The sequence below is a fragment of the Neobacillus sp. NPDC093182 genome (assembly GCF_044754045.1).
In genome coordinates, this window is record NZ_JBIVOI010000010.1 from 31,493 (window position 1) to 58,226 (window position 26,734).

The 26,734-nt window shown below is 36.8% G+C and carries 30 protein-coding genes and 1 riboswitch; of the genes, 10 read left to right on the plus strand and 20 right to left on the minus strand.

Features of this window, described 5'->3' with window-relative positions:
* Positions 1 to 49 precede the first annotated feature (49 nt).
* From ACIQAA_RS18190 to ACIQAA_RS18210, 5 genes are all read right to left on the minus strand, one after another.
* The gene (locus ACIQAA_RS18190) at positions 50 to 1,303 is read right to left on the minus strand and encodes an MFS transporter (RefSeq protein ID WP_402622076.1); all 1,254 of its coding nucleotides are present in this window, start codon (positions 1,301 to 1,303) and stop codon (positions 50 to 52) included.
* Positions 1,304 to 1,327: 24 nt separating this feature from the next.
* Positions 1,328 to 2,191, minus strand: a complete 864-nt coding sequence (locus ACIQAA_RS18195; RefSeq protein ID WP_402622077.1) for a PhzF family phenazine biosynthesis protein — start codon at positions 2,189 to 2,191, stop codon at positions 1,328 to 1,330.
* A 26-nt stretch (positions 2,192 to 2,217) separates the two neighbouring features.
* The gene (locus tag ACIQAA_RS18200; RefSeq protein WP_402622079.1) at positions 2,218 to 2,958 is read right to left on the minus strand and encodes a DUF429 domain-containing protein; all 741 of its coding nucleotides are present in this window, start codon (positions 2,956 to 2,958) and stop codon (positions 2,218 to 2,220) included.
* Between the two features lie 83 nt (positions 2,959 to 3,041).
* Entirely contained in the window at positions 3,042 to 3,929 is an 888-nt protein-coding gene (locus tag ACIQAA_RS18205; protein WP_402622081.1) for a hypothetical protein, read from the minus strand.
* A 161-nt stretch (positions 3,930 to 4,090) separates the two neighbouring features.
* Positions 4,091 to 4,600 (minus strand): GNAT family N-acetyltransferase, encoded by a 510-nt coding sequence (locus tag ACIQAA_RS18210; RefSeq protein ID WP_402622083.1) that lies wholly within the window; start codon positions 4,598 to 4,600, stop codon positions 4,091 to 4,093.
* Between the two features lie 151 nt (positions 4,601 to 4,751).
* On the opposite strand from ACIQAA_RS18210, the gene ACIQAA_RS18215 reads away from it, so the two are divergent.
* Positions 4,752 to 5,168, plus strand: coding sequence for a ribosomal maturation YjgA family protein (locus ACIQAA_RS18215; RefSeq protein ID WP_402622085.1), 417 nt, complete (start codon positions 4,752 to 4,754; stop codon positions 5,166 to 5,168).
* Between the two features lie 278 nt (positions 5,169 to 5,446).
* Here the strand turns inward: ACIQAA_RS18215 and ACIQAA_RS18220 are convergent, their stop codons facing one another.
* From ACIQAA_RS18220 to ACIQAA_RS18230, 3 genes are all read right to left on the minus strand, one after another.
* The gene (locus ACIQAA_RS18220; RefSeq protein WP_402622087.1) at positions 5,447 to 5,647 is read right to left on the minus strand and encodes a hypothetical protein; all 201 of its coding nucleotides are present in this window, start codon (positions 5,645 to 5,647) and stop codon (positions 5,447 to 5,449) included.
* Between the two features lie 123 nt (positions 5,648 to 5,770).
* The gene (locus ACIQAA_RS18225; RefSeq protein WP_402622089.1) at positions 5,771 to 6,184 is read right to left on the minus strand and encodes a RidA family protein; all 414 of its coding nucleotides are present in this window, start codon (positions 6,182 to 6,184) and stop codon (positions 5,771 to 5,773) included.
* A 435-nt stretch (positions 6,185 to 6,619) separates the two neighbouring features.
* Entirely contained in the window at positions 6,620 to 6,973 is a 354-nt protein-coding gene (locus ACIQAA_RS18230) for a hypothetical protein (RefSeq protein WP_402622090.1), read from the minus strand.
* A 250-nt stretch (positions 6,974 to 7,223) separates the two neighbouring features.
* Between ACIQAA_RS18230 and ACIQAA_RS18235 the strand changes: the two genes are divergently transcribed.
* From ACIQAA_RS18235 to ACIQAA_RS18250, 4 genes are all read left to right on the plus strand, one after another.
* Positions 7,224 to 8,192 carry an NAD(P)-dependent alcohol dehydrogenase gene (locus tag ACIQAA_RS18235; RefSeq protein WP_402622092.1) on the plus strand — a complete coding sequence of 323 codons (969 nt, stop codon included), beginning with the start codon at positions 7,224 to 7,226 and terminating at the stop codon, positions 8,190 to 8,192.
* Between the two features lie 102 nt (positions 8,193 to 8,294).
* Positions 8,295 to 8,807, plus strand: coding sequence for a GNAT family N-acetyltransferase (locus ACIQAA_RS18240; RefSeq protein WP_402622094.1), 513 nt, complete (start codon positions 8,295 to 8,297; stop codon positions 8,805 to 8,807).
* 438 nt (positions 8,808 to 9,245) lie between these two features.
* Entirely contained in the window at positions 9,246 to 9,863 is a 618-nt protein-coding gene (locus ACIQAA_RS18245) for a DUF47 domain-containing protein (RefSeq protein WP_402622096.1), read from the plus strand.
* 31 nt (positions 9,864 to 9,894) lie between these two features.
* A complete protein-coding gene (locus ACIQAA_RS18250; RefSeq protein WP_402622098.1) occupies positions 9,895 to 10,881 on the plus strand; it encodes an inorganic phosphate transporter in 987 nt (328 codons plus the stop codon).
* A 40-nt stretch (positions 10,882 to 10,921) separates the two neighbouring features.
* Here ACIQAA_RS18250 and ACIQAA_RS18255 read toward each other — a convergent pair whose 3' ends face one another.
* Together ACIQAA_RS18255 and ACIQAA_RS18260 are read right to left on the minus strand one after the other, a co-directional pair.
* Positions 10,922 to 11,803 carry an alpha/beta fold hydrolase gene (locus tag ACIQAA_RS18255; protein ID WP_402622100.1) on the minus strand — a complete coding sequence of 294 codons (882 nt, stop codon included), beginning with the start codon at positions 11,801 to 11,803 and terminating at the stop codon, positions 10,922 to 10,924.
* 94 nt (positions 11,804 to 11,897) lie between these two features.
* Positions 11,898 to 12,191, minus strand: a complete 294-nt coding sequence (locus ACIQAA_RS18260; protein WP_402622102.1) for an RNA polymerase alpha subunit C-terminal domain-containing protein — start codon at positions 12,189 to 12,191, stop codon at positions 11,898 to 11,900.
* A gap of 194 nt (positions 12,192 to 12,385) precedes the next feature.
* On the opposite strand from ACIQAA_RS18260, the gene ACIQAA_RS18265 reads away from it, so the two are divergent.
* Both ACIQAA_RS18265 and ACIQAA_RS18270 read left to right on the plus strand, forming a co-directional pair.
* On the plus strand, positions 12,386 to 12,472 hold the full coding sequence (locus ACIQAA_RS18265; protein WP_283865653.1) for a YjcZ family sporulation protein: 87 nt from the start codon (positions 12,386 to 12,388) through the stop codon (positions 12,470 to 12,472).
* Between the two features lie 240 nt (positions 12,473 to 12,712).
* The gene (locus ACIQAA_RS18270; protein ID WP_402622104.1) at positions 12,713 to 13,648 is read left to right on the plus strand and encodes an FkbM family methyltransferase; all 936 of its coding nucleotides are present in this window, start codon (positions 12,713 to 12,715) and stop codon (positions 13,646 to 13,648) included.
* 100 nt (positions 13,649 to 13,748) lie between these two features.
* Here ACIQAA_RS18270 and ACIQAA_RS18275 read toward each other — a convergent pair whose 3' ends face one another.
* The 4 genes from ACIQAA_RS18275 to ACIQAA_RS18290 all read right to left on the minus strand — a co-directional run bounded on the left by ACIQAA_RS18275 (position 13,749) and on the right by ACIQAA_RS18290 (position 16,921).
* Positions 13,749 to 14,864 carry a mechanosensitive ion channel family protein gene (locus ACIQAA_RS18275; RefSeq protein ID WP_402622106.1) on the minus strand — a complete coding sequence of 372 codons (1,116 nt, stop codon included), beginning with the start codon at positions 14,862 to 14,864 and terminating at the stop codon, positions 13,749 to 13,751.
* 178 nt (positions 14,865 to 15,042) lie between these two features.
* The gene (locus ACIQAA_RS18280; protein WP_402622108.1) at positions 15,043 to 15,381 is read right to left on the minus strand and encodes a DUF5655 domain-containing protein; all 339 of its coding nucleotides are present in this window, start codon (positions 15,379 to 15,381) and stop codon (positions 15,043 to 15,045) included.
* A gap of 282 nt (positions 15,382 to 15,663) precedes the next feature.
* Positions 15,664 to 16,302, minus strand: a complete 639-nt coding sequence (locus ACIQAA_RS18285) for a YcnI family copper-binding membrane protein (protein ID WP_402622110.1) — start codon at positions 16,300 to 16,302, stop codon at positions 15,664 to 15,666.
* 28 nt (positions 16,303 to 16,330) lie between these two features.
* Complete coding sequence (locus tag ACIQAA_RS18290) at positions 16,331 to 16,921, minus strand: copper resistance protein CopC (RefSeq protein WP_402622112.1); 591 nt, start codon at positions 16,919 to 16,921, stop codon at positions 16,331 to 16,333.
* A gap of 364 nt (positions 16,922 to 17,285) precedes the next feature.
* Here ACIQAA_RS18290 and ACIQAA_RS18295 point away from each other — a divergent pair, with 364 nt between their 5' ends.
* Positions 17,286 to 18,254 carry a metal ABC transporter solute-binding protein, Zn/Mn family gene (locus ACIQAA_RS18295; RefSeq protein WP_402622114.1) on the plus strand — a complete coding sequence of 323 codons (969 nt, stop codon included), beginning with the start codon at positions 17,286 to 17,288 and terminating at the stop codon, positions 18,252 to 18,254.
* 149 nt (positions 18,255 to 18,403) lie between these two features.
* Here ACIQAA_RS18295 and ACIQAA_RS18300 read toward each other — a convergent pair whose 3' ends face one another.
* Together ACIQAA_RS18300 and ACIQAA_RS18305 are read right to left on the minus strand one after the other, a co-directional pair.
* The gene (locus ACIQAA_RS18300; RefSeq protein ID WP_402622116.1) at positions 18,404 to 19,279 is read right to left on the minus strand and encodes a 5'-methylthioadenosine/S-adenosylhomocysteine nucleosidase; all 876 of its coding nucleotides are present in this window, start codon (positions 19,277 to 19,279) and stop codon (positions 18,404 to 18,406) included.
* A gap of 170 nt (positions 19,280 to 19,449) precedes the next feature.
* A riboswitch (purine riboswitch) is annotated at positions 19,450 to 19,552 on the minus strand.
* Positions 19,553 to 19,738: 186 nt separating this feature from the next.
* The gene (locus tag ACIQAA_RS18305) at positions 19,739 to 20,818 is read right to left on the minus strand and encodes an NAD(P)H-dependent flavin oxidoreductase (RefSeq protein WP_402622117.1); all 1,080 of its coding nucleotides are present in this window, start codon (positions 20,816 to 20,818) and stop codon (positions 19,739 to 19,741) included.
* A 266-nt stretch (positions 20,819 to 21,084) separates the two neighbouring features.
* On the opposite strand from ACIQAA_RS18305, the gene ACIQAA_RS18310 reads away from it, so the two are divergent.
* A complete protein-coding gene (locus tag ACIQAA_RS18310; protein ID WP_402622119.1) occupies positions 21,085 to 21,804 on the plus strand; it encodes a hypothetical protein in 720 nt (239 codons plus the stop codon).
* A gap of 71 nt (positions 21,805 to 21,875) precedes the next feature.
* On the opposite strand, the gene ACIQAA_RS18315 is transcribed toward ACIQAA_RS18310, so the two are convergent.
* Positions 21,876 to 23,528: a flavin-containing monooxygenase gene (locus ACIQAA_RS18315; RefSeq protein WP_402622120.1), complete on the minus strand. Its 1,653-nt coding sequence runs from the start codon at positions 23,526 to 23,528 to the stop codon at positions 21,876 to 21,878.
* A 48-nt stretch (positions 23,529 to 23,576) separates the two neighbouring features.
* Complete coding sequence (locus ACIQAA_RS18320; RefSeq protein ID WP_402622122.1) at positions 23,577 to 24,521, minus strand: alpha/beta hydrolase; 945 nt, start codon at positions 24,519 to 24,521, stop codon at positions 23,577 to 23,579.
* A gap of 140 nt (positions 24,522 to 24,661) precedes the next feature.
* Between ACIQAA_RS18320 and ACIQAA_RS18325 the strand changes: the two genes are divergently transcribed.
* Positions 24,662 to 25,357: a helix-turn-helix transcriptional regulator gene (locus tag ACIQAA_RS18325; RefSeq protein WP_402622124.1), complete on the plus strand. Its 696-nt coding sequence runs from the start codon at positions 24,662 to 24,664 to the stop codon at positions 25,355 to 25,357.
* Between the two features lie 218 nt (positions 25,358 to 25,575).
* Here the strand turns inward: ACIQAA_RS18325 and ACIQAA_RS18330 are convergent, their stop codons facing one another.
* Entirely contained in the window at positions 25,576 to 25,689 is a 114-nt protein-coding gene (locus ACIQAA_RS18330; RefSeq protein WP_402622126.1) for a putative holin-like toxin, read from the minus strand.
* Positions 25,690 to 25,797: 108 nt separating this feature from the next.
* The gene (locus ACIQAA_RS18335; RefSeq protein ID WP_402622127.1) at positions 25,798 to 26,703 is read right to left on the minus strand and encodes a TIGR01777 family oxidoreductase; all 906 of its coding nucleotides are present in this window, start codon (positions 26,701 to 26,703) and stop codon (positions 25,798 to 25,800) included.
* Positions 26,704 to 26,734 lie beyond the last annotated feature (31 nt).

A 26,734-nucleotide genomic window follows, 5' to 3' on the forward strand; every position in this document is an offset into this window, starting at 1 on the left:
TTATGACACTCCTCTCAATAAAAAGAGGCAACCCAGATGGTCACCTCGTTTACATGACTTCATTCCGCTTCTTCAAATAATGATACAAAATAATACTAAAAACGGAGCATAACAACCCGCATACGCCAATAAATATAAATCCGGCCTGAAATCCTCTCATGAGACCTATTTCAGCTCCAAGAAGAGTAGTGAACCATCTTTTAAAAAATTCAATCAGTGCTCCTAAGAATAAATTGCTAATAACGACCACAATTCCCATTACGGTTACGGTAACGGTAATCGCAGCCTCAAGTCCAGTAGTATATCTTTTAGCTATCAGTGCCATTACGGTCGGATAAACGGGTGCAATCCCGAACCCAGCTGCAGCATATAACCATACCCCTGATGGTCCCAATAATGTAGCCAAGATGGTCGTAATTCCTGCAAGACCAGAAAAAACAATGATTGAGATCATAAAACCTATTTTATCGGTTACAAATCCTAGAAGTAACCTTCCTACCATAAAACAGAGAAAAAAGATCGATAACATGCCAGAGGCTGCCGTTGAACTCCATTGAAAAGATCTTTCTAGAAAGTTAACAAGCCAGCCAGCAATCGAAAGTTCAACGATTACTCCAAATGAAAGAATGATAATAATGAACCATGCTACACGATCCTTTAAGAACATCTTAATTGGCAGGCGCTCGTGGGTAGTTGTTTTATCAATTGGAAGGGTACTAAAAAGTGCTGGGATCATAGGGATTAGGCATAATGACAGCATGAGAAAATACATTCCCTGCCATCCTAACTCACGTCCTCCAATAAATGTCATACCCATTAAGCCCGCCGCCATCAATGGTGCAGCCGTCGAACTAAGTCCATAAAAGAAATGAGAAAGGTTCATCATAAAGCCAGTATTTTTTGTAAAAATTCTTGCAGCTAAAATCGCCAAGGCTATTTCTAACATGCCGTTTCCTAAATACATAATGAAATAGGAAACCGAAAAAATGGCAAAATTACTAGAAAAATAAATGAAAGCACCTGATACCGCCATCGTTCCAAAGGCTAGCAGACTCGTAAGCTTAATACCGGCTCTAGATGAAAAAGCACCAGTAAAGCTGCAAGCGATTAAAAAACCAATTGAATTAATCGCTAATAGAAAACCAACCTGCAGTTCATCTATTCCATAATCGATTTGTATTTGAGGAATCGCAGGTCCCTTGATATTCTCAGATAACCCAAAAACTAGGTATCCTAGAAAAATAACAAAAAATGAAAGTGGTATGTATTTCTTTACCGGTTGTGTTTGTGGCAATGTTTGCATAGTATAGATCCCTTCGCTTGTTTCTTAATACCACTTACCTTCTGAAATGACAAAAACTCGGCCCCCGACTTGGATGAGATAGTGGTCATCGCTCTTTTTGGCATTTATTTTTAGCAGAGATGGTCTGCCAATAAAAGCCCCTTGTTCAACGCGATAGCTGATTTCATTAGAATGGAAAAAGTTATGTTTTAATAGATAACCTGCTAAATTTCCATTCGCACTCCCTGTTGCCGGGTCTTCTAAATACCCTGAATTACACATAAACAACCTTACGTTAAGGTCGTTTTCAGGGCTTGCAGTTTCCGTTGTAAAAACAAGTAGATTCACTTCTCCAATATCCTCTAAAAGTTTCTCAAAAGCAATATGATTAATTTTACAACGACTTACGGCATCCAATGAATTCAAATGGACAATAACACTAGGCAATCCTGTTGAAACCACTTCAATTGGATAATCAGTATTAATATCTTCACGATTAATTTGTAGTGCGTCTGCAATTCTATCAATCTCTACATTAACTCCAAATTCCGGTTGATTTTGAGTCATCCAGGCGTATTGATCTTCAAAAATGACTGGAATCTGCCCAACCGTTAAATTTAATTTAATTTCACTACGTTCCGAACGCTCTAATAAGTTTTTGATAACATATGCTGTGCCAAGGCTCGGATGTCCAGCAAAAGGTAATTCAGAATCAGGAGAGAAAATCTTAACATCATATCCTCCATTAGCCTGTAAGCCTGACATAATAAAGGTTGTTTCCGAAAAGTTCATTTCTCTGGCCATTTTTTGCATTTCGGCCGTCTCAATTTGTCTATCTGGAATAAATACAGCTAATTGATTTCCCTCATATTTGTTTTCGGCAAACACATCCACTATATAATACTTCACCTTAATTTCCTCCTTAATTTACTTAATTAACAACAATAGTCATATGGATGAAGAGGAGGATTTCCAGGAAGCAGCCATGTTGGCTCAAACCATGGGTCCTTCCAATGCCAAGCTCCTAAGGCAGCTGCACACGCATCAATTGTATGACTTTCATCTTCTATAAATGCAGGCAGCTCTTTAATTTGTTGCTCACCAAGCCAGTTTCGTATAAAAGTTCTCGCGGATAAATCTTGTTTGTAGTTCAATACATATTTTATATCTTCATAAGGAAGTCTTGAACCGATTACAGCGCCTGGATGAACTTCGACGATAGAGATTGGGTTGAAAGTGTTCATATTTTCAATTTCTCTTGTAAGTTTAATCCCTCTTAAAGTAAGATAGACCATTCGATTAAAAGTCGGAGGCATGATGGATCCAGACTTCATCCCTAACGAAATAATAAACTGTCTTAGCAGCTTATCTCCTTGTCTGTCCCCTCCGCCATCCTCATATGACAAGGGGGCATCGATTCCAATGATCACTTCATCGATTTTACTTTGAGCCTCAATTTCTTCTAATATCTGAAAATCACTTACATCTTTCATTAATTTAAGAAATTTCAATTCCCTATCCTGTTTTTCAAATAACGATAAAACTGTATCTTTATGATTACTAGGCCCAGATAAATCAATCCCTATCACTCTCATGAACAATCCCGCTTTCAGCCTGCTAATGGTTTTTGTCATCTGCTTTTTAATAATCTTATCAACATTATCTATAAACGTCACGATTAAACTCTCCAGCTTATCACCTTAAAACAAAAAATAATCCCTGGATATGAATATATCCAAGGATTCAATATTTCTGCTGTCTATAAGCTTATTTCGATATCTGTGTTCACTTTATGGTTGATATTTTTAAAGATAATGATAGAACAAAGAATCGTGATTAAATTGATCGTTGGGATAATGAATATTACTGGGACAACATTCACACCCGCAAGTGCCATTCCAATGATTTTAGCTGTAAGAGCGGTCATTAAAAGAGATAAAAAAACAAAATAAACGGCACCTAACAAATAACCTATAGGAACTCTTTTAAACAAAAAGACACCTGAAATGAACGAAATGGGCAGAAACAGTGCTAAATCTAATCCCTGAACAATTAATGTTGTGTAATGATCTAAATCGACGGGGATCCCTTCATTAATTAGTGGAGGAACGACAACCTGCAGCCACATACCGCCCATAGCCACTGCATTAAAAATAAGAAATCCGCCTAAAAACTTTACTGGTAAACTTGTATCAAAGAATTTACTAAGGTTCTCAAAATGGAGTGAAAATAGCGTTAGGATCAATGCAAAAAAACTAGCGGATAAAAGAAGGACATATACTAAAAACATTGGATTAAACATTGCCATCGCTAAATAAAACAGGTATGTAAGAAAGAAATAGAGTATACAGCCAGAAAGTATGATTCTTCCCTTGAGTGAACCTTTTCTAGAAAAATAGAGTGCAGCCAAGAGTAATGGGATGGCAATACATAATGTAACCACATCCTGTGCAATTCCTTGGATCGCCACATCTGCTGACATATCCTGATAAATACCTTTACCATAAATCGTGATCGTTTCACCGCGAATGGAAATATGCTCATATTCTCCGGGACCGCTTTTTGAGAATATACCAACAGTTGTTGCAATTACAGCTAGTAAAGATATGCCATAAACGAGCAAACTGATAGCTTTTTTATACTTCATTTTGGATTCCTTCTCTCCGTTTTAATGTGATAGAATCAACATCCATTCACATTTATTATATACAGTTATTTAGAAAAATTTAGGTGGATATTGTGGCAAAATTTTAAAAATTCGTATCTGTTATTCAAAAAAAATCCTGGGAATTTAGCATTCCTAGGATTTCACTCATAAATTTTATAATAAATAACAGTGGTATCTAGTTCGCCTTTTTCGGATAGGGCGAAGTTAGGAATTCTCCCTGCTGGAATAAATCCAATTGATTGATAGAGATGATTAGAGGGATCCCCTTCCCTCGTATCAAGAATAAGTAAAGTTCTTCCCTCACTTACCGCTCGCTCCTCGGCAGCTTTCATTAATGCACGCGCTACTCCTTTACGTCTAGCATTGGGTCCTGTCATTAGCTTTGCAATTTCAGCCCGATGAAGACCGTTCTGCTTCGTACATAAATGAAGTTGGATGGTTCCAACGATCTCATTATCTATTTTCGCAATAAATAAAATGACATCTGGATTTAATACAGTTTGCCAATATTGTCTCGCATCTGATAGTTTCATAGGAGGTAAAAAACCAATAGACGCACCATCATTTACCACTTTAACTAATAGTTCAGAGAGCGGAACTTTATTGGACTCAATCGATTTAATTTCTTCAATTTTTAGCACATTAAACACCTCTATCGGAAAATTTGTAGATATATTTAAAACTGTGTAGATATCGAATGAATTTGTGTAGATATATTCATAGAGTATGTAGATATGGCTTGTATCGTCAAAAAAAGTGTTACTATAATGAAGATTATACTTTGGAATAAAGGTGTTGCCAATGATTTCTAAAAATGAATCTCATAATCCATTGAGAAAAACTTATTTTTTTGCTGTTGTAATAACAATTCTACTTGGACTGGCTTCTAGAAAATTCAGCCATCTATTATTCTCCTTTTTAGCAGAGAATGCTGGAGATATGCTATGGGCAATGATGGTCTATTTCGGATTTCGCTTCTTGTTTTTGAAAAAGAGTATGTTAAAAGCGATCTTTCTCAGTTTTTTGTTTAGCTTCGGTATCGAATTCAGTCAGCTGTATCAAGAAGATTGGATCAATCAGATTCGCGGAACGCTGCTTGGCGCGTTGATATTAGGTAAAGGCTTCCTTACTGTGGATTTAATTCGATATACAACGGCAATTGTCATAGCCTCTAGCTTAGATCGTATAATAATCATAAAAAAACAGAAGAACAAATAAATCAATGTTCTTCTGTTCAAAATGAATAGATTAGCGGATATCCTCAATATTTTTTCTGCTATACAAGAAAACACATATAGCGAGTACAACAAAAACAGCGAAATATACAAATAGAATACCAGTATTTTCCAACAAATAGCTGCTGTGATCGAGTGAGATAACAGCCTTAAATCCTCCATTGGTATAGGTTAAAGGTAAGTATTGACTTATATTGCGATAGAGCTCCGGCAGCATTCTTCTAAACTAGATGTCTTCTTTGGAATTAATTTAATTTTAATTTAATGTACGCGGATTATTTCATTTATATCTTCATCATGATGCACTCTCGTATGCTTAGATTCAATACGTTCGAACTCTACAATCTCTTCATCATACATTGACTCGCCAAGCCACCAGTTTTTGAATTCAAGAAAAAGTTCAGTAAACATCGTGATTCCTCCAGTTACGGTTAATGGATTTCTTATACTCTTATTATACATGTGAATCTATTCACATAAAAGCGCTTCCAAAATAGGCGGAATAGGAAAATAATAGAGAATAATTAGAAAATAAATGAACTAGGAAATATAGAAAAAGGACTCAAAAAACCGAGTCCCCCTTCATTATGTTTTATGGTTATCAACCGCAGCAACTGCCTCGATTTCCACCAGCTGATTTTTATATCCTAATACGGTAACTCCTGATAATGTACTGGGGACATCATGATCACCGAATTCTTTTCTGATTGTTGTCCATGTTGTTACTAAGTCAGCCTGGTTTTGAGAAGCAACCAATATTCTTGTATATACGATGTCATCCAATGTAGCACCACATTCAGTTAATGCTTCCTTCAAATTCTCTACACAAAGGTTAGCCTGCGTCTCATAATCACTTGAATCAGGAACGATTCCCTCTTTTGTAAGCGGACAGGCTCCTGCTAAAAACAATAAATCCATTTCCGCTGGTACTCGGCTAGCGTAGGCATAATCAACTTGAGCTAAATGGGTAGAATGAATGAGCGATATCTTTTTGTTCATTTTTTCAACTTCCTCTCCATTATTCCTATTCTATAGAGTAATTGTATCAGAGATATCGAATAACCATGATTATAAAAATATATAAACCATTTTACTTTTTCTATTAAAAAATCCACTTATGACTACCTGCTTGTCCTACACAATATCTGCTTGTCCGAATATATTATTATCGTAAAAGCAAATCACCTCAAGGAAAGGGGGGATTCGGATGGCAGCAGGACAAGGAAATTTCACTGAATTGGCGCTAGTTTTCTTGATTATCTTCATCCTTTTCATTCTTTTAACTCTCTGAGGAAATACTTGAGTTGAACAAGAGGGCAAAGACCATCTATTCTGGTGGTCTTTGTCTACTTTATTAATCTATATATTGCTTGCATGAATTATGTAAAATAAAAGGATAGAGAGCAGTGTTTTCAGCCCCCTATCCTTTTTATATTAATTAGAATCAGTATTCTTACTCCCCGTATCTAATAACGGCAGCATTTGTTGGATCATATTAGGCAGTGATTGTGTTTCTTGACCTTGATTTAGATTTCTAAAATTATTGATAAGTGTTAATATACCAATTATTTTAGTAAGATCCAGATTTCCGAGAATGTTAGATAGATTAGATGAGTTTTGTGTAGTCGAATTTCCCATTTTTTCTAAATTTCTATTTAGTTTCCTCATCTCATTATAAAGTCTATTCACTGATACGTCTGTTTCTTCATTTTGTCTAACTGCGCCTCTTTCTTCCTTTCTTTTTTCACCATTTTTCCTATCTTTACGCTTTTTGTCTTCTTTACTCAATATGTCCACTCCCTTTTATTTTTTTACATACACAAATGAATGATGGTTTGTCCAACATATAGTATGTTTGCCGGCAAAAAGGTGTATAGACGAAGGTGTAAATTACCATAAAAATAATCAAAACGAGGGGAATCCACTAATATTTTTATTCAAGTATTAAATTACCTCTAATTGGAATATCTATTTATTTAGGTGTTTATTATTTTTAAAGATAATTCAATGTAGTAAAAACTTTCAATGGAGGGCATTTATGAAAGCGGTCGTGTATAAAAAATATGGTCCACCTGATGTTCTTGAGGTAACAGAAGTCGAAAAACCGATTCCTAAGGACAATCAAGTATTGGTAAAAGTTCATGCCTCTTCCGTGAATTTTGGAAACCTGGTTCTTTTAAAAGGAGAACCGTTCTTAGCACGATTCGCATTTGGATTGTTTAAACCAAGGTATTCTATACCTGGAGGAGATATTGCAGGTACGGTAGAAGCAGTTGGGAAAGATGTAACCCAGTTTCAACCGGGTGATGAAGTGTTCGGAGATTTATCAGGGTGTGGCTGGGGTGGATTTGCGGAATATGCAGTTGTTCCCGAAAAGGCATTAGCCTTAAAACCAGCCAATCTTTCCTTTGAGGAAGCAGCCGCGGTACCAATGGCAGGGGTAACCGCTTTACAGAGTCTGCGGAATAAAGGAAAGATACAACCGGGACAGAAGGTATTGATTAATGGTGCCTCTGGGGGTGTTGGTACTTTTGCCGTACAGATTGCCAAATCCTTTGGTGCTGAGGTAACCGGAGTGTGTAGTACGAGAAATGTAGACATTTTGCAGACGCTTGGAGCAGACCATGTCATTGACTATTCAAAGGAAAAGTTTACCGAAAACAATCAGAGGTATGATCTAATTCTGGGAGTTAACGGACACCAGCCTCTTTCAGATTATAAACGTGCATTAAAACCTAATGGTATCTTTATTCATGTTGGAGGTTCTGAGGCACAAATGTTTCAAGCGATGACCTTGGGAGCTTGGATATCAAAGACCTCGAATAAAAAAGTGAGCACCTTTTTGCAAAGAGCCAATCAAAAGGATCTTGTATTCTTAAAAGAACTCCTGGAAACTGGCAAAATCAAGCCTGTAATTGATAGACAATATAAGTTAAGTGATGTTCGCGAAGCATTCAGGTACTTTGAACAAGGGCATGCTCAGGGAAAAGTAGTGATTACAATTTGATCTGAAAAAAATTTTTTTTTGGCGACCCATTTTTAAGTTATTTTATTATCAGTCTTTCACTGTTATAATAAACCCCATATTCATAATTTAGGGGTGTCAATTTTGATAAGATCTGCACAGCAAAAGGATTTACAGGACATTTTAGATATATATAATGATGCCGTTCTACATACTACGGCCGTATATACCTATAAGGCTCAAACACTTGAGGGTAGAGAAATTTGGTTTAAGCAAAAAATGGATGAAGGTTATCCTGTTATCGTATATGAGTTAGATAATAAGGTAGTTGGCTTTGCAACGTTTGGTCCCTTTAGACCGTGGCCTGCTTACAAATATTCGATCGAACATTCTATTTATGTAGACAGCAATTATCAAAGAAAAGGGATTGCAACATCATTATTAAAAGAGATCATCTCCATTGCCAATGAACGAGAGTATAAAACCTTAATTGGCGGTATCGATGCAGCAAATGAAAAAAGCATTGCCATGCACGAGAAATTTGGTTTCGTCCATTCAGGTACAATTAAAAATGCAGGCTATAAATTCAATACATGGCTGGATTTAGCTTTTTATCAGTTAGACCTAAATGGCCCTAAAAATCCTCAAGAAGACTAAAGATTAGAACACCCCCTTAGCAAAAGCTATGGGGGTTACGTTCACTAATTCAAAAGTCTTTCTTCATTATTATTGATCCAATTATAATTTCAGCACTTACCTCCTCCGGCTGATCCTATTGGATTATGTGACCGGTTTCCTCTAATCCAATGATTGTAACTTTTTTTTATCCTTCCTTAATTGAGCGAACCCTTTTTCCCTTGCAGCGTTTAATTCTTCAGGTTCTGCAACAATTCGATATCTAAAATATAAACCTTCATTAGGAAACTCTCCCTTTAGATTTTCCCACTATTTCTTTAGACTATTTCTACAAAAAGAACAGGAATCCTTCTATCTTTATGAAACCTCTATCGTTGTATGCATTGGATAGTCCATTAAGGAAATAGTAAAAATAAATAACTAGCAAGACAACTATTGGGTAAAAGTGGAGGTATCAGCATGGCTTCAAAGAAAAAAGACAAATTTGCGGTTTACTTAGGGAATATCGCTTCAAATTTAAAGGAAAGTGCTAACTTTTTCGCAGATTATAAACTAAAGAATGTCAGCGACCTAAAAATTTTCTCTGAAAAAATGAAGGAGTATGAAAACAAAGGCGATTCAATGGTTCATGAAGTAATTAAGGATTTACATAATGCTTTTATCACTTATATTGAACGTGAGGATATTTTAACGCTTACCATGAGCATGGACGATGTTTTAGATGGGTTGGAGCATACAGCCGCTCTCTTTGATATGTATTCTGTTGTAAATGCAGATGATTATATGCTTAGGTTTGTCGATGCCATTACAAGTTGTGCATCTGAAATTGAAACGGCTGTTGAAATGCTGGGAACAAAGAAATTACTCGACATGAGAGAACATGCAATTAAAATAAAGGATTTGGAATCCAAATGTGATGAAATTTTAAGGGAATCGATTAAAAGTCTATTTGTAAATGAAAAAGACCCAATTCGTATTATTCAATATAAGGAGATCTATGAAGAGCTAGAAAACATTGCAGATTTCTGTCAGTCTGTAGCCAATACATTAGAAACCATAATCATGAAAAATGCTTAACAACAGTTGAAATACTCTATTGGAGGTTCTAATGACAACTTTCATTATTATCCTAATTCTTGCATTAGTTTTCGAATTCATCAATGGTTTTCATGATACCGCAAACGCCATTGCGATGTCAGTCTCCACAAAAGCTTTAACACCACGATTTGCAGTTGTTTACGCAGGAGTCTTAAATTTTTTTGGTGCTTTAATATCACAAGCTGTTGCAAAATCGATTGGGGGGAAAATCGCTGACCCTTTTCAAATTGAAAACGGAATGTTAATCGTAATCGCCGCCCTAATTGCCGCTATTTTTTGGAACCTTTTAACGTGGTATTATGGAATTCCATCCTCTTCTTCACACACCTTAATCGGTTCAGTTGCCGGAGCTGTTATTTTTGGAGCAGGCTTAGACTCCATTAACTGGGAAGGATTTACCGATATTATTAGAGCCCTAATTATTTCTCCTTTTTTAGCTTTTGGAGTAGGATTTATCCTCATGAAGATATTAGCCATTCTATTTAGAAACGCAAATCCTTACCGTGCAACTCGCGGTTTTCGAGGGTTTCAAATTATCGCTTCAGGTTTAGCCGCATTTTCTCATGGAGGGAATGATGGGCAAAAAACCATGGGGATTATCGTTTTTGCATTGGTTGCAGGTGGTTATCAGGCAACATTGGATGTACCATTTTGGGTACAGGTTACATGTGCAGCAACCATCGGTTTAGGAACAATGATTGGTGGAATGCGAATCATTAAAACGGTTGCGAAAAGAATCTTTAAGGTTCAGCCAATCAATGGATTTGCAGCAGATTTATCGTCATTTGTGGTTTTACAAGGTGCAACCTTTTTAGGATTACCGGTATCCACCACACATGTTTCATCATCATCTATTTTAGGTGTTGGTGCATCTAAACGTTTTCGAGGTGTAAATTGGGGAGTAGCGATTAGAATCGTGACTACTTGGGTTATTACACTGCCAATATCTGCATTAATAGCTGGTATCGTTATGATGATCTTAAAACTCTTCATATAGATGGATGAAGGGGTAACGAACATTACACTTCGTTACCCCTTCAATTTAAGAAATTTATTACGGTATCGATAAAACGATGAGGTTCTTCTAAGTCCGGAAAATGAGCACTTTCTTTAAAGAGCACTAATTCACTATTTTTTAATTCATTATGTATGAGCTTGGAAATGGTTACACCCGTATTACGATCAAAAATACCGGTAATAATTAAAGCTTGTTGTTTAATGTGTTTTAACCGATCCAGTAACGGAGTTTCCATAGGATGACCCATGATAACTTTGGCCATTAATCCTGTATTGGTAAGCTTACTTTCTTCCCAAAGCTTTCTGTTCTGTATTGCTATAGTTTGATTTTGAAATAACAGCCGATCAACTGTTTTGGTATCAACCAAACTCCAAACTTTGTCATATAAACTGCTTATAGGAAGATTTTGTTTTAGCAGTTCATTTATCTTTTTTAGTAATTGAGTTTCACCAACTGACATAAAGCCGGCAATCTGAATTAATTTCCCCATTTCTAAATCGATTAAACTCGGTCCAGAGAGCAGCAGCTTGTTGATTTCATCAGGCAGAGCATAGGCAATTTCCAACGCTAATTCCCCACCGAACGAGTACCCTAAAAGGTCTGCCTTATCTACATCGAGCCATTTTTTGATTTCGCTAAAATCAGATATAAGCTGTTCCATTTTATAATCTTCATCAGAAATAGGCTTTTCACTTCTGCCACTGCCACGCTGTTCATAATACACCACTGTTCTCTTTTCAGAGAGTAACGGCCCCATCGTCCTTTGAAAGGCGTAATGGTTTCCGCCAGGACCGCCGTGAAGAAGAATCAATGGTGTGGTCTGATGTTCACTCCCCTCTATTTTTATCCAATGTTTAATTGAATTAATTTGTATTTGATATTCTCCATTTCTCCACTTCATGAAATACCTCATCCCAGATTATTTGAACAATCACCTATTTATTTCTCCTAGTATTGAAAATATCCTGCTTAGGCAAGTCCAATAAAAATGAATGTTAGTTTTTAAATGATAAACCCTCTTCGTGTAATGCTGACCTAAGTATAGGTAACGAAGCAGGTCCCATTCCATGAAATTTCAAAATCTCTTTTTCGCTATAGGTCGATAGTTCTTGTAAAGATGTGATCCCATTGTTTTCCAATGCTCGTCTTGCTGGTGCGGAGAGCTGTGAAAGAAATCCACTTTTGGGTTTCCGTCCTTGCTCACAAGTCGGACAGCTTGGACAGTCACTGCTTTTATAATATTTGTGTCCCTTGGGGCAAGTTCTTACATTTCTTTCTGAAGTAGTCATTTCTAAATCACCTCTATTAATAAAATTTCATAGTTCCACATAAATAAGGCTGTTTTCGAATTGTTTTTGTACAGCTTTAATTGTAATTTATCATAATACATTTAACCCTATAAAAAAACAATGATCGGTTTTAGTGTCAATCCCTAGGCGAATGTCATAAGATGTATTCTTCCCAGAATAAGGAGGTATTTCAAATGAGTAATGAGTATGAAGTAGGTTTTGGTTTTCACTTAATTGTTGTCCTATTTATCCTGTTAATTATAATTTGGGCCGTATGTTGAAAAATAAAGATGGCATTTAATCAGCCTGTGGTGTAAATTACAAAACTCGCCAAAAATATTGAACTGCCCCCCCTTTTTAGACCACACTATTTATGTTGGCTGCAGTTTAATATTGGCGAGTTTATTTATCCGCTAATAATATGTAAATTTATTGTTAATATTTCTTAATAGTGAAGGAGTTTTTAAATGTAAACAGAAAATTCTATAAATGTAGTTAATTACATTTATAGGAGGAAAAAAATGAACACGGGAGCATCTGCGGGAAAGACTTTCTTATTAAAAATGTGGGAAAATTATCCGAAGACGTGGAAGTTTTTTATTGATTTAGGAATATTTCTTAAATACAAGACATTGAATAATAATAAAATTCCAAATCAAATTGTGTTGCCTACCTCCAATACAATCTTCGTCAATCCAGAAGAAAATCGTGGTAGAGCATTGTTGATAAGCAATGGGATGACTCAGAAGCGTTTAACAAATTTTTGGACTAACGCTGTGAATGAATATTCACCAGATTTGGTTATCGATGTAGGCGTAAACTATGGAGAATGTATTTTCTCGACAAATTATCCTACCCACACACAAATTTATGGAATCGAAGCGAATCAAGATTTGTTAAAGTACATTCATCAATCAAGAGAGGTTCATCATAATAAAGCGCAAATTAAGATCTTTAATGTTTTTGCGGCAGATAAAGAGGAAGAAAAAACGTTCTATGTAGATAAGCATTGGTCTGGTACATCTTCTGCAGCCTATCGTCCTGCACACAATATGATTGAACAAACAATCGTTAGTTCTGTTAAGATTGATTCGATAGTGGAAGAAGATGTTACTGACAAAAATATTTTATTTAAAGTGGATGTTGAGGGATATGAAGCATTTGTTTTAAAAGGTATGACAGAACTAATTCAGAGTAGTGCTTCTGCTTTAGGTTTTATTGAGTTTAATAGTGAGTATATGGAAAAATCCGGAGTAAATGTAAGTGACTTTTTGAGGTTTTTACAGCAACATTTCTCAGTATACATCTATACCAAAAATGAGCTAGTAAATGGAAGTCAATTAACTCGATCTGATTTACATAAACTATTCGGGTCAAAATATGTTCATACAGATATGATTTTAGTAAAGAATGTAAAAAAACAGATAAATTTATTACAGCTTTCTTCAGCTTCATAGGTTTTAGAACCGGCATTGTAAAAAGCCTCTCATTTATAATTTGCTGGAAAAGAAATAAAACCACCAAAAAATTGGTGGTTTTGTGTTGATTTTAACGTTATCAATCAAATGAACCCATTGTTTGAAATAGTTCACTAGATTGCGGCGATACATAAATGGTTCTGCTTGGAAAAGCGACTTCTACTCCCTCTTCCTCTAATATCCCCATAATCGCTATGTTGATTTCATGTTTAATTTTAACGTGCTCTGCCCAAACGGTGGTATTCGTAAAGAAATATAACAGAATATCGAGACTGCTGTCATTATATTGATCGAATGCAACCATGATGGTATCCGGATGAATTTCGTCATGTGTTCTCAACATTTGTTCAATTCGAAGAACGACTCTTTCAATTTTATCTTTGGAAGTATTATAGTTTAGTCCTAAATGGAAAGTAATTCGTCTCTTCCCCATCCGGCTCCAGTTGGTAATCGGTTCGTTCGCTAGTGTTGAATTTGGGACGGTTACAAGCGCTTGACTAAAGGTTCGAATTTTCGTACTTCTGAAATTTATATCTTCTACCGTTCCTTCAACGCTAGGTGTCAAAATCCATTCACCAATAGAAAAAGGCTTTTCTGTTACAATGACGATGCCGCCAATTAGATTTCCAACCGCTTCTTTGGCAGCTAAAGCAAAAGCCAGTCCCCCTAATCCAAGACCCGCAACTAATCCATTAACGTCATAATCAAATTCTTGACCAATAACACTGATACTGATGGCAATCAGGATGACGCGGATTGTTCTTGAAATAAAGGGAAGCAGGATTAAATCTATCTTATTATTAATCTTTTCATTTACGCTAATTAAGATTCCCGTTGTCGGAGAGGATAAATTAAATAATCCCCATGTAATTAAAACAATCACCATCGAACGCAAGAATTTTAAAAATAACGCATTATGTTGTTCAATAAAAGGAAAATAATCCATTGCTACATACAAACCTAAAATAATAAAGCCCCAGCCTAATGGACGTTCAAAACTTAAAAAGATTTTTGTAAGAAAATCTGTAGGTGTTTTACCCGCCAATTTTAATATTAACTGGAATACATACTTGGTAAATATGTTTCTAAAAAGAATAAATAATAACAATATCCCAATAGAAATCCCTAAATCTTTCAACATTTCATAGTCCAATCGCATCCCTAAAAAAGCCATGACAAATGAATCAAAAGCCATTCACAAAACCCTTCTTTCATAATTCTTAGCAATTACAATGGTTAAAACCATCACATCTCACTATAATAACTTCTTAAACTAAATATTTGAATACAACCAAAGTCTTAGATTTATGATTTTTGAGGTTAATTAAGCAAAAATATTGGCTGCTTTTTTTGCAGCCAGTTTTCCTCACAAATTAACTCATCAGTTGATATGATTCTTTTAAAAGTGCTATAAAATCCTGATTTAGATCGTCTACACTATTGAATCTAAAATTATTATGAAATCTATTTTTGGACACTTGTTCACTTTTAGTTATTTTCTCGTGTGCAATTTGATGGTTTGATACTAAATTGAAATCTATCCAGTTCTTTTTGGGATGTACTCCTCCAAAAGATGATTTTTTCAAAAGGTGAATAGAACTCTTTTTAAGCTCTATTTCAATTGGTCCTATTTGTTTAAGTATATCGAGTATTTTTAAATATATCTCATATACTTCTGATGACTTATTTGCGAATAATTCCTCTATTGACATATTTTTTATCTCCTTCTTTCTCCAAGACCAAGGAATACAATAATTAATAATTTCATTCCCTTTTTCCTCTATTATGTGTTATACACTTTATAAATTTCCGTTACAAGTGTTTGTAAGACGTCACCATTATAAGATTCTTTCATATTTTTCTAGAACTTTTCCCTGTACCCATTATACGCTGCTTATATATGTAAATTCTTCTTTTTCTCCTTAGAATAACTCCCCTCCAAATAAAAAGACAAGAAAATTTATATTTCTTGTCTTTTGGATATAACTATATGCTCATTTTTTTAGTGAAATAATCAGTGCTAGCAGCCCTGCAACTAAAGCAGCAATGGAAACATATAGTGGAGCATTTGAAGAGTTCGTGGTGTCTTTAACTTCTTCTTGTGGCTGCTCCGTTTTTACTTCTTCTTTTGTATCAGTACCATGATGATCACCAGTTCCATCAGCTGGTTTAGGATTCACCGTTGTCACAGAGGCTGGCTTTTCAGCGTCTTGTCCACCAACCCACTCCACTACACTGCCATCCTGATAGGTTTGGTAGGATTTCCAAACGATCTCAGTGGCAGTGTCTGCGACTTTTCCCTGCATGTTAAAAAGTCCGAATTCTGTTGGTGATAAACCTTCACCTTCTGCTGTCCATGTCACACTTGTAATCTTATCTGCTGCATCCTTTTCAATTTCATATTTCCAGCCTGGCTTGGGTTCAAAACGGCTGATAGTAATATCTGAAGAGAATTCTACTTTTACCTGTGTAGTAGGCACAGATTCATTCTCAGATGGTACCCTGACAGTGAACATTTCATAGCTGCCCTGTGTTGTTTCCTTGGGTAGTACAGTTACGTGAGCACTGGCAATCCCCGCATAAAGTGAAAGTAAACCAAACATGATTACAAAAGAGGTTAATAACTTTTTCATCTAATAAAAACTTCCCTTCAATACAAAATTAACTCTTCTTCTTTTTAGTAAATAGTAAAAGTACAATTCCGAAAATAACGATTAAAATAATAAATACTGTAATGAGCATGGTTGATGAAGAGTTATTATTTTGATCATCTGTTTTTTCAACTGTATCAGTAGCGGTGTTTTGTCCTTCGCTTTTTTCTTCTAGTTGATTGGTTTGGCTGTCATCTTCTTGATTTTCTTCGCTATCTTCAGGAGTAACAGGATTTGTTTCTGATTCATTTTGATCCATTTGAACAGCGAAATTAATCTCGCCTTTTATCGGATGACCATCTTCCCCAACAATTTTCCATTGGATTAAGTAAGATCCGTTTTCTAATGGTTTAGTAACTGTTCCTATTAATTGCTTATTCTCCACTTTGATTCCTTCTAATGGAATTACATCTCCATCCTTAAGTAAATCCATCGTGCTTAAATCTTCGATTGTAGTAGCAAAAGTAAGGGTAATTTGTTCAAGATTCTCTGTTACAACTTGTCCTTCTGATGGATCGGAAGTGGATAAACTTGTGTGTGCACGAACAAATGAGGGAACCATTATTAATGTACAAAGCAAGATTAACATGATTTTTTTCAAGATAAGACTCCTTTCACTTTATTTCTAAATTTCAATAAATACTATTTTATAATACCTGGTCACCAACTTTATCCATATTAACACGATGTCTATGTATTTTTAATACTACATACTAATTTCACAAAGTTTTCACAAATAGGTATTTCATTTGGAAAAATATAGTCTATTTATTTACGATAATTCTCTTGATAAATATTTTTTGAGTTATCTTAATAGGCTACTTTGTCTAGTTACAAAAGTATTTATTTATTTTTTAATTCGAAATGATTCCTAAAATCATTTACAGATTCATAATTTAATAATATAATACAAAACGTAATGAGTACGATTTGTATGATAAAAAAGTTTTGATTGGAGTTTACAAATGAAAAAAATAAAATTTATTTTTGTAACAATGTTGATGTCTGTTCTACTAGTAACTGCCTGCAGTACGAAAGAAACGCAGACAAGCGATGAATCAACCAAGAATAGTGTATTAAAGATATCTACTACCATTTACCCCCTTGAGGATTTTACGAAAAAAATAGGCGGGAACTATGTTGTGGTGCAGTGTGTTTATCCTCCAGGAGTGGACGCTCATTCCTTTGAACCAACCACAAAAGACATGGTCTCACTTGCTGAATCTGATTTATTTATTTATACCGGCGTGGGTATCGAAGGTTTCGCCGATAAAGCCGTGAAAACCTTAGAAAAAGAGAATGTCACAATACTAGAGGCAGCTGATGGAATCGAGCTGATAGAAGCCTCCCACAGTCATGAGCATGAAGCTGCCGAAGAAAATGCCCATGAAGAAGAAGAGCATGACCATGGAGATGTTGATCCCCATGTTTGGCTGGACCCGATTCTAGCGATTGACTTGGCCGAAAATATTAAACTTTCATTAACAGAGTTAAAGCCGGAGTATGCGGATGAATTTGAAGCAAATTTTCTCCAGCTGAAAGGTGAATTAGAAAAACTAGATCAAGAGTTCAAGTCAGTCGTTGAAAACTCAAAAACCAAACACCTATTAGTCTCTCATGATGCCTATGGTTATTGGGAGAAACGATATGGTGTTGAAACCATTGCGATAAATGGACTTTCCCCTACACAGGAACCTTCGCAAAAAGAATTAGGGGAAATTATCGAAGAGTCGACCGAACACGGAATCAAGTATGTGATCTTTGAACAAAATGTCTCACCAAAAGTATCTGAAATTATCCAGAATGAAATTGGTGCAAAGTCGCTGACCCTTCACAATCTTGAGGCATTAACAGAAGAAAATGTTAAGGAGCAAGAAGACTACTTAAGCATCATGAGGAAAAACATAGATGTCATTCAAACTGCTTTAAACTAGTAAAATCAATCAAATCCTGCCATTCACAATCATGGCAGGATTTTCTTACGTCTGTAGTTTTCTCCATCCGATGTTTGAATTCCCTTCCCCTTCTCATAAAAAATGAGAAATGCGTCTCTACAAAAGTAGAAACGCATCCTATAGATTCATTATTTACTTTTCATCATTGAAATGTATTCCTTAACGACTTCATAAACATATTCTTGATTTGCTGCTGCTGTACCCGGATTGTAAGTACCGCCATTTGTTTTATTATTAGACAGGATTCGAATACCCAAGAATGCTACATCATAAGCATCGGCAATTTGTGCTGCTGAGGCACCTTCCATTTCTTCTACAGAGGTACCGTAAATCTCATGGATCCATTTAATTCGGTCTACTTCGCTATTCCAAAAGTCTGCTGAACCGATAATACCTTCGACAACCTTACCCTTCGTGTATGTGTCTTTTACTGCATTAGCAGCTGCCAGTAAATCCTTATCTCCTTCATAGTAACGGACTTTATTAGCATTAGGATCTGATCCGCTTCCTTCCGAAGCCATTAAGTCCATCGGGATCCATGAAGTTGGATCAATTCCTTGGTTTTCATCCATATTTGTTGTTTTTAATGAGCCGATGTTTGTCGTTTTTTCCCCTAACACAATATCAAATACATTTAGACTCGGATCATGTCCGCCTGATGTACCTTGATTGATAATGGCGATCGGGTCATATTTTTCAATCGCCAATGCTGTTGCAGCAGCTGTATTTTCCATTCCCTTACCTGTTTTAGTAACGATAACAGGATAATTATTCAATTTTCCTTTGTAAAAAACAAACGTTCCTGATTTTTCCACTTTCACTTTATCTAATTTTTTCGCAAAATCTTCAGCTTCTATAGGCATTGGACCTTGAATGATGATTGGTCTCTGAGCCCCTTCTACTTCTGTTTCATTTAGTAAGGATGAATTACATCCTGCGAGCATCACTAACATGCCCGAAATAGCTACGACTGAAGCAAATTTCTTTAACGTTTTCTTTTTCATAAATAACCTCTCCTCTTTCTCTAGTTGTTTGATATACTCGCTAGTTGGTTCCAAAGAAAAAAGTCTAGAAAATGCAGGAATTCCTGTCTTCTAGACCTACGAAAGTCAAAGTATAAATAATTGAGCAAGAAGTTATTGCTAAATCATAAAACGGCAGCAGCCGCAAAGCTGAACCGAATACTTTAACTCGTAGTCTAGTTCATTATTGGGAACCAGGTAGAAACACTCAGACCATATTACCGAGTATATACGAGTAATGATTTCTACGATTATTACTTTCTTAATTTAGCAAATCGTTAAAAGATATTCAATATAATTATGAACATTAATTAGAAATAACCACTATAATGTTCGTGTTTTAGGATAAAAGTAACGGGTTAATGGCTATTATTTCCCTTTTTTAGCGAAAAACATTAAAAATAGCGATTCTTCTTTATGAAAGAATCGCTGTAGATTATTCTATATTTTTTTATTGATGTTTTTAGCTTCGGTTAAAATGGTTTTGAAAAGCATTTTAACACTTTGATTTTTTGCTAATCTTGGACTTTGACCGGACCAAAGTGATAGGTAGTCTGGGTTTTGCTTGGAAGAAGAAGCTTTTCTTATAGGTTGAGTAAGTGCATTTTGAACTGGGAATTCTGGTAATAAATCTTCGTGTTTCTCCATTTCTTCAATAAATTTATTTTTTATTCCTCTTGCATATTTACCAGAAAAAGCTCGTGTTAAGACAATCTGGTCTTCTTTTGCGTGCATAATAGCTTCCTTGTATATCTGATGTGCACCGCTTTCGATACACGTTAAGAAAGCTGTACCCATTTGGACTCCCATTGCACCCAAGCATAGAGAAGCCATTAAACCTCTCCCGTCCATAATTCCTCCCGCTGCTATAACTGGAATGCTGACATGATCGACAACTTGTGGAATTAGTGACATTAACCCTATTAAACTATCTTGAGATGGACTAATAAAGTTACCGCGGTGACCTCCTGCTTCACTCCCTTGAACCACAACCATATCCATTCCAGATTTTTCAATTATAAACGCTTCTTCCACTGTTGCAGCTGTTCCCATCACAAAAATATTATTTTGTTTTAAATCCACCATAACGGACTCAGAAGGAATACCAAATGTAAAGGAACAAACTGGAACTTTTTCATCTATGACAACCTTGATTTGTTCATTAAAAGTTTCAATTACTTGATCGCATGTGGGGATGTTTAGGTTATTTTCTTCGTTTATATGTAATTGATTACGAATAGGCTGTAATAGCTCATTGGCTGAATGTATTTCATTTTCTGTATAAGCAAATTTGTTGGGAACAAATAAATTTACACCAAATGGCTTGGATGTTAACTGCTTTATTTCCTTGATTTGTTCTTGCATTTGAGTAGGAGTCATATAGCCAGCTCCAATCATTCCAAGACCTCCAGCATTAGAAACCTCAGCTACTAATTTCGAAGTCGTTATTCCTCCCGCCATGGGAGCTTGAATGATCGGATTCTCGATTTTTAAAAGCTCAGTCATTTTGTTTTTTAACATCGATTACACCTCGTTAATTAATTTACATAGATTTGACATTACGATGTACTTGTATATAACCATATTAGTCGTTTATAAAGTTGGAGACAAGAAGCGGTTAAAATTCTCCATCACCGTTTCATAAAAATAGGCACCTGAAATTGAACATCTTCCTAGTAACGGGTGTAACTATACTCATACGATATCGTCTACTTTATTGAGAATAGAGCTACAGCATACAATCAAGCACCAGTAATTTTAATTGTCATCAAGAAAGGATGATGGGTATGTTTCAATCGAAAGGGTTTAATTATTTTCTAATTAGTTTTCTGGTATTCCTGCTGTTTTTCGCACCTATAATGTTTTCTCCAATGCCAGAACATGAGCGTGTAGCTTCAGCTCAGATGAAAGCGGAGAAAAAGGAAAAAGTCAAAATGACGGTTGAATATAAAGGCAAGATCTATCGTGATCTCGAAACACATTATTACCTGTTTTCAACTTCTAAGAAAGGAACCATTGACATTAGTTGGGGACCCGATACATTGGGATCCGATTATATTATCACCGATAAAAACTGGACTGCCATGTATGGAAATGGCGATGAATTGCCAGCAGGAGATTATATGTTAGTGATAACTTCAAATCCAGCAGAATCACCGGAAGACCCGTCCCTATTATCCTATCATTTTATTCTAAAAGGGCTTACATTTAAGGAAGCACCTGATACTACACTCCCAAAACTAACCATTGAAAGTCCTGCCCAGCTTGTGACACACCTTCCTGTTGGCGAACATGATGTCATATTCAAAGGGTGCTCGGATGCTGCTAGTATCATTTTTACAGATGAGGAAACCACAGAACAGTTACCAAATTCATTTGAAAAGAGTATTCATTTTGATCAATCTTCACCAAACTATCGTGCCTACCGTATTACCGCCACTAATGAATCAGGCAACAGCGTTAATCGATATTTTGAGTTTATTTATGAAGGTGGAATTTCGGAATAAACTAGAAGGTTCTATTTCTGGTTCTATACAAAAATCCCTGGACGGATGTCTAGGGATAATTTGTGAATGATTTATTTTATACTACCCTGAATAGGGGCCGTTGATTTTTTAAACGTAAATCCTTCATAGCCATTCTCAGCAATTTCTGTACACTTTTGACGGTATGCGCCGACGCCGCCTAAATAGATTAAGAATCTGCGAGTTTTACCAGGTATGTTGGCACCGGTGTACCAGGATTCCGTCTTCGTGAATAGTGTGGCTTCAGCAACTTCTCGGCAATGCTTGCTCCATGCTTCTTCTGCTTCCACATTTGCTTCTACGGTTTCCAAGTTATTTGCAGCCATGTATTCAATACAATCGGAGACCCATTCTACATGCTGCTCAATGGAAGCAGGCATATTACTGAAAACGGAAGGACTTTCAGGCCCGGTAATCATGAAGAAATTAGGGAAACCGGCATTGGCAACACCGAGGTAGGTTCGAGTATCTTCTCCCCCATTCCATTTTTCCTTCAATGACACACCATCTTTACCGCGGATATCCATTTTTAACAATGGACCTGTCATACCATCAAATCCAGTAGCAAACACAATCGCATCGAGCTCATATTCACCTTCAGACGTACGGACCCCCGTCTCAGTAATTTCTTCAATTGGATTTTTCTTCACATCGACTAACGAAACATTATCTCGGTTAAATGTTTCATAGTAATCTGTGTCGATAATCGGGCGCTTCGTCCCGTAATAATAGGACGGCATCAGCTTATCAGCGACGTCCGGTTTTGTAACGATGGAGCGAATTTTCGAACGAATAAATTCAGCCGCCAATTCATTTGCCTCTGGATTAATGGTAATGTCATAGAATGAGGTAAAAATACCTTGACCGCCAACTTCCCATGCTTCTTCAAACTTCGCCAGGCGTTCTTCAGGGGTTACCTCGAGCGCAGATTTGGTAGGCACATCTGCTGGTGCTCCTCCTGCCGATTCTCGTATTTGCTTTTTAATTTCGTGAAAATTCTCTTTTGCCTTTCGGATATACTCTGCGTCATAAGGGTGATTTCTCGCAGGTGCACTATATTGCGGCGTCCGCTGGAAGACCGTTAGATGAGCTGCTTCTGCCGCAATGACTGGAATTGCTTGAACACCACTCGAACCAGTCCCGACAATCCCAACCCGTTTGCCAGTAAAGTCAACCTTTGTGTGCGGCCAATGCCCTGTATGGTACCAGTCTCCCTTATAGTTTTCTAAGCCATTAAATTTAGGAAGGTTTGATGCGGAAAGACAACCGACACCCGTGATAAAGTACTTTGCTGAAACACATGTACCATCATTTAGAGAAATCTTCCATCTCTTAGCCTCTTCATCATAATGTGCTGCCTGTACCCGGGTTTCAAACTGAATGTCAGGTCTCAAATTGAATTTATCAGCAACAAAGTTTAGATATTTTAATATCTCAGGCTGCTCGGGATAGCGAGAAGACCAAGTCCACTCACGATAAAGCTCCTCTGAAAAGGTATAGTTATAGTAGATACTTTCTGAGTCACAGCGTGCCCCAGGATAACGATTCCAATACCAGGTACCGCCAACACCATCGGCGGCCTCATATACTCGAGTCGATAAACCTGCTTCACGTAAGCGATAAAGCATATACATACCTGAAAAGCCTGCACCAATTACAACTGCGTCAAAACTTGCCATTTGATTCGCTTCTTGTTTAGATGTCATTAGCATTTCCCTCCCTAAAATAAGGTTCAGATACAGCTTCTATCTTAATTAGACTCTACTTACCTCTTGATCTACCTTTGCTAGAAAAGAAGCAAATTTATCGATGGACCCTTTAATGTCTTCCGGGAAGACCGCCATATTCGTAAAGAAACCGTGGACTAAGCCTTCCTCACGTGAAGTTTCAACATACACTCCAGCTTCACCAAGCCGTTCTGCATAGGCTTCCCCTTCATCTCTTAACACATCATACTCTGCTGTCAGGACATAGGCCGGCGGGAGATTACGTAAATCTTCAGCCAAAATAGGTGCCACAAGTACATTCTTCGCGTCCTCGTCATTACGGATATAATAATTGCCAAACCAAATCATAAGGTCTCTGTCTAAACCAAATCCTTCTTTAAACTCTTCATAGGAAGGGGAATCATAACTTAAGGCTGTAACCGGATAGATAAGTACTTGACCAGCAATGGCAGGTCCGTTTTCTTCCCGTGACTTTAAGGTCATGGCAGCAGCCAGATTACCGCCTGCACTATCGCCGCCTACGACTACATTAGAAGCGTTTGCATTTAATGACGCAGCATTTTCACTTACCCATTGTAAAGCAGCATAGGAATCTTCAACCGGTACAGGAAACTTATACTCAGGAGCCAATCGATAATCGACAGAGACGACAATTCTTTGGGTTTTATTTGCCAACATTCTGCAGCTGGCATCAGCTGTAGGAATATCCCCTAATACCCAGCCGCCACCATGGTAATATACAAATACCGGGAAAGGACCCTGCCCTTCTGGTGTATAAATTCTTACATTAATTTCTCCATCTTGAACGCGTACAAGACGATCTTCAATCTTTGACAGTGGTGCAAGTTCTACCTCTACTGGGGGTGCCATAGCAAACATATCTCTTACTGTTTGTGGTTCTAATGAAGCGATTGGTGGCATTTGTTTAAATGCCTCTAGGTAGAGTTGTGATTGTGGTTTTAAATTTGCCATTGTCATCTTCCCTTCGATTTAAAAGTTTTTCATCTTTTTTGTTTATGCATAGTAAGTACTATCTAAATAGTAAAATATTTTGTATAATTTGAATATTCCTAATTTTATATATACTAATTCCCCCAAAAGGAGATGATAATTTGGCTTCACAGCATACCTTGATGGAAAAGATTGTACAGCTGGAGGAAACGGCTAGTCATGAGGAGAAACTGTATAAAATTTTAGAATTATACATGTCGATTTACCCTGTAAGGAATTCATATTTATTCCGCTTTTCACCTTTAGGTTATTTAGGTGAAGGAATTATCATGTTAAACACCACTGGCATTGTCTACATAAACGATATCCGCGACAACATTCGTACTTTACCCATCATTTACTCCGCAATCTTAGAAAGAAGAGCCAAGTATTGCGCTGGAATTGAATTTTTAAAACAAATGAGCAGCAAATATATCCTTACTTCCAACGTAAATTCAATGGCTGTAATCCCGATTTGCTTTGATAAAGTGGTGATCGGCTATATCTGTACGACAGAATTCTCCGATACGGCGGTAATCGATGAAGTAACGCTTTCCTCTCTTACGGATTACGGGCGAATAGTTGGAAAGTACATGGAAAAGACCAACACCTTAGACGAAACACCAAACTTAAGTAAAAGGGAATTAGAGGTAATGCGAAAGATTTCTTGGGGAGAAAGCATGAAGGAAATGGCTGCTGCGATGGATATAAGTGAATTAACTGTAAAACAATATGTGAAGTCAGCGATCAAAAAGCTTGGTGCACATAATCGATCCCATGCCGTGAGTGAACTTTTAAGAAGAGGTATAATCTCTTGAATAAAATGTAATCGCTTACCAACTGTGTTTACTATAAGATTATCCCTCGTTTATGTTTCTTTTTTCCTATTTTTCGTTATAATATAGATGCATGAACATAAAATGAAAAAGACCGAACATGGTGCCAACATGTCGGTCCTGCAATAGACGGTCTCTCAAAAGGATCGGCTAGTTACGAGTATAAATAATCCACCCGAGCCTGCTAACTCATGGGTGGGTTATTTTTTTTGATTAAACGTCAGAATGGCAATGACTAAACTAGCAAAACCAAACATAATCATCAACGTTTCAAAAATGGTCAAACAGCAGCACCCCCTTTCCATTGGGAGCATGCCGAACCATTAAGACAACCTTATCTATTGCCATTTTAGTATATCATAAACAACACGATTTAAGAACATACATTCGGTTCTCTTGGCAAAATTATCTATTACTTACTATTATTTACGAGAGAACAATTTCTCTAAAGCCGATCGCAGTGTTGGAAACATGAATTCAAAACCTGCTTCTTGCAGCACTCGAGGCAGCACATGCTGACCTTCCAAAACCAGTGCACTTTTTTGCCCTAGGACCAGTTTCATGGCAAAAGAAGGGACAGGAATCCAATGAGGACGATGTAAAACCGATCCAATCGTCTTGCCGAAATCGTTCATTTGAAGTGGTGATGGAGAAGTAACATTTACTGGTCCCCTCAAAGTATCATCTTTAAGGGAATATACAATCGCACGGACAACATCCATGACATGAACCCAGGATACCCATTGCTGCCCGGAACCTACTTTGCCGCCAACAAATAAACGATATGGGAGTGCCATAAGCGGCAGTGCGCCCCCCTCTTTACCAAGTACCACTCCAAATCTCATGAAGACCGCACGAACCGAATGTTCTTCTACTCGTTTCGCTTTGTTTTCCCAATCTTGTACCGTGCTTCCTAAAAAATCATTTGCTCTTTCCGTTGAATCTTCCGTATATACAGATGTTACTGAGGCAGGATAAATACCGATTGCACTGGCATTTACCAGGACTGAAGGTTTTTCAGGTAGCAAAGAAATAATTCTTAGTAATTCATCTGTTGCGGTCATCCGACTTTCATAGATTTGTTTCTGATGAGTTTCACTCCATCTGCCGTCGTTGATAGAAACACCCGCTAAGTTAATAAAGGCATCTGCATGTCTTATTTCCTTTTCTGGTGAAGCGCCTTTCTCCAGCCACTTTACAAATTGGACTTTCCCGGAAGGTTCACGATCACCTCTGGTTAAAATTACAACAGTTTGCCCTTCTGCTAGAAGCAAGTTTGTTAACTTTTCGCCGATAAATCCGGTACCGCCGGCAATAACAATCTTCATTTTACCTCCCCCAATTGACCAATCGTCTAGC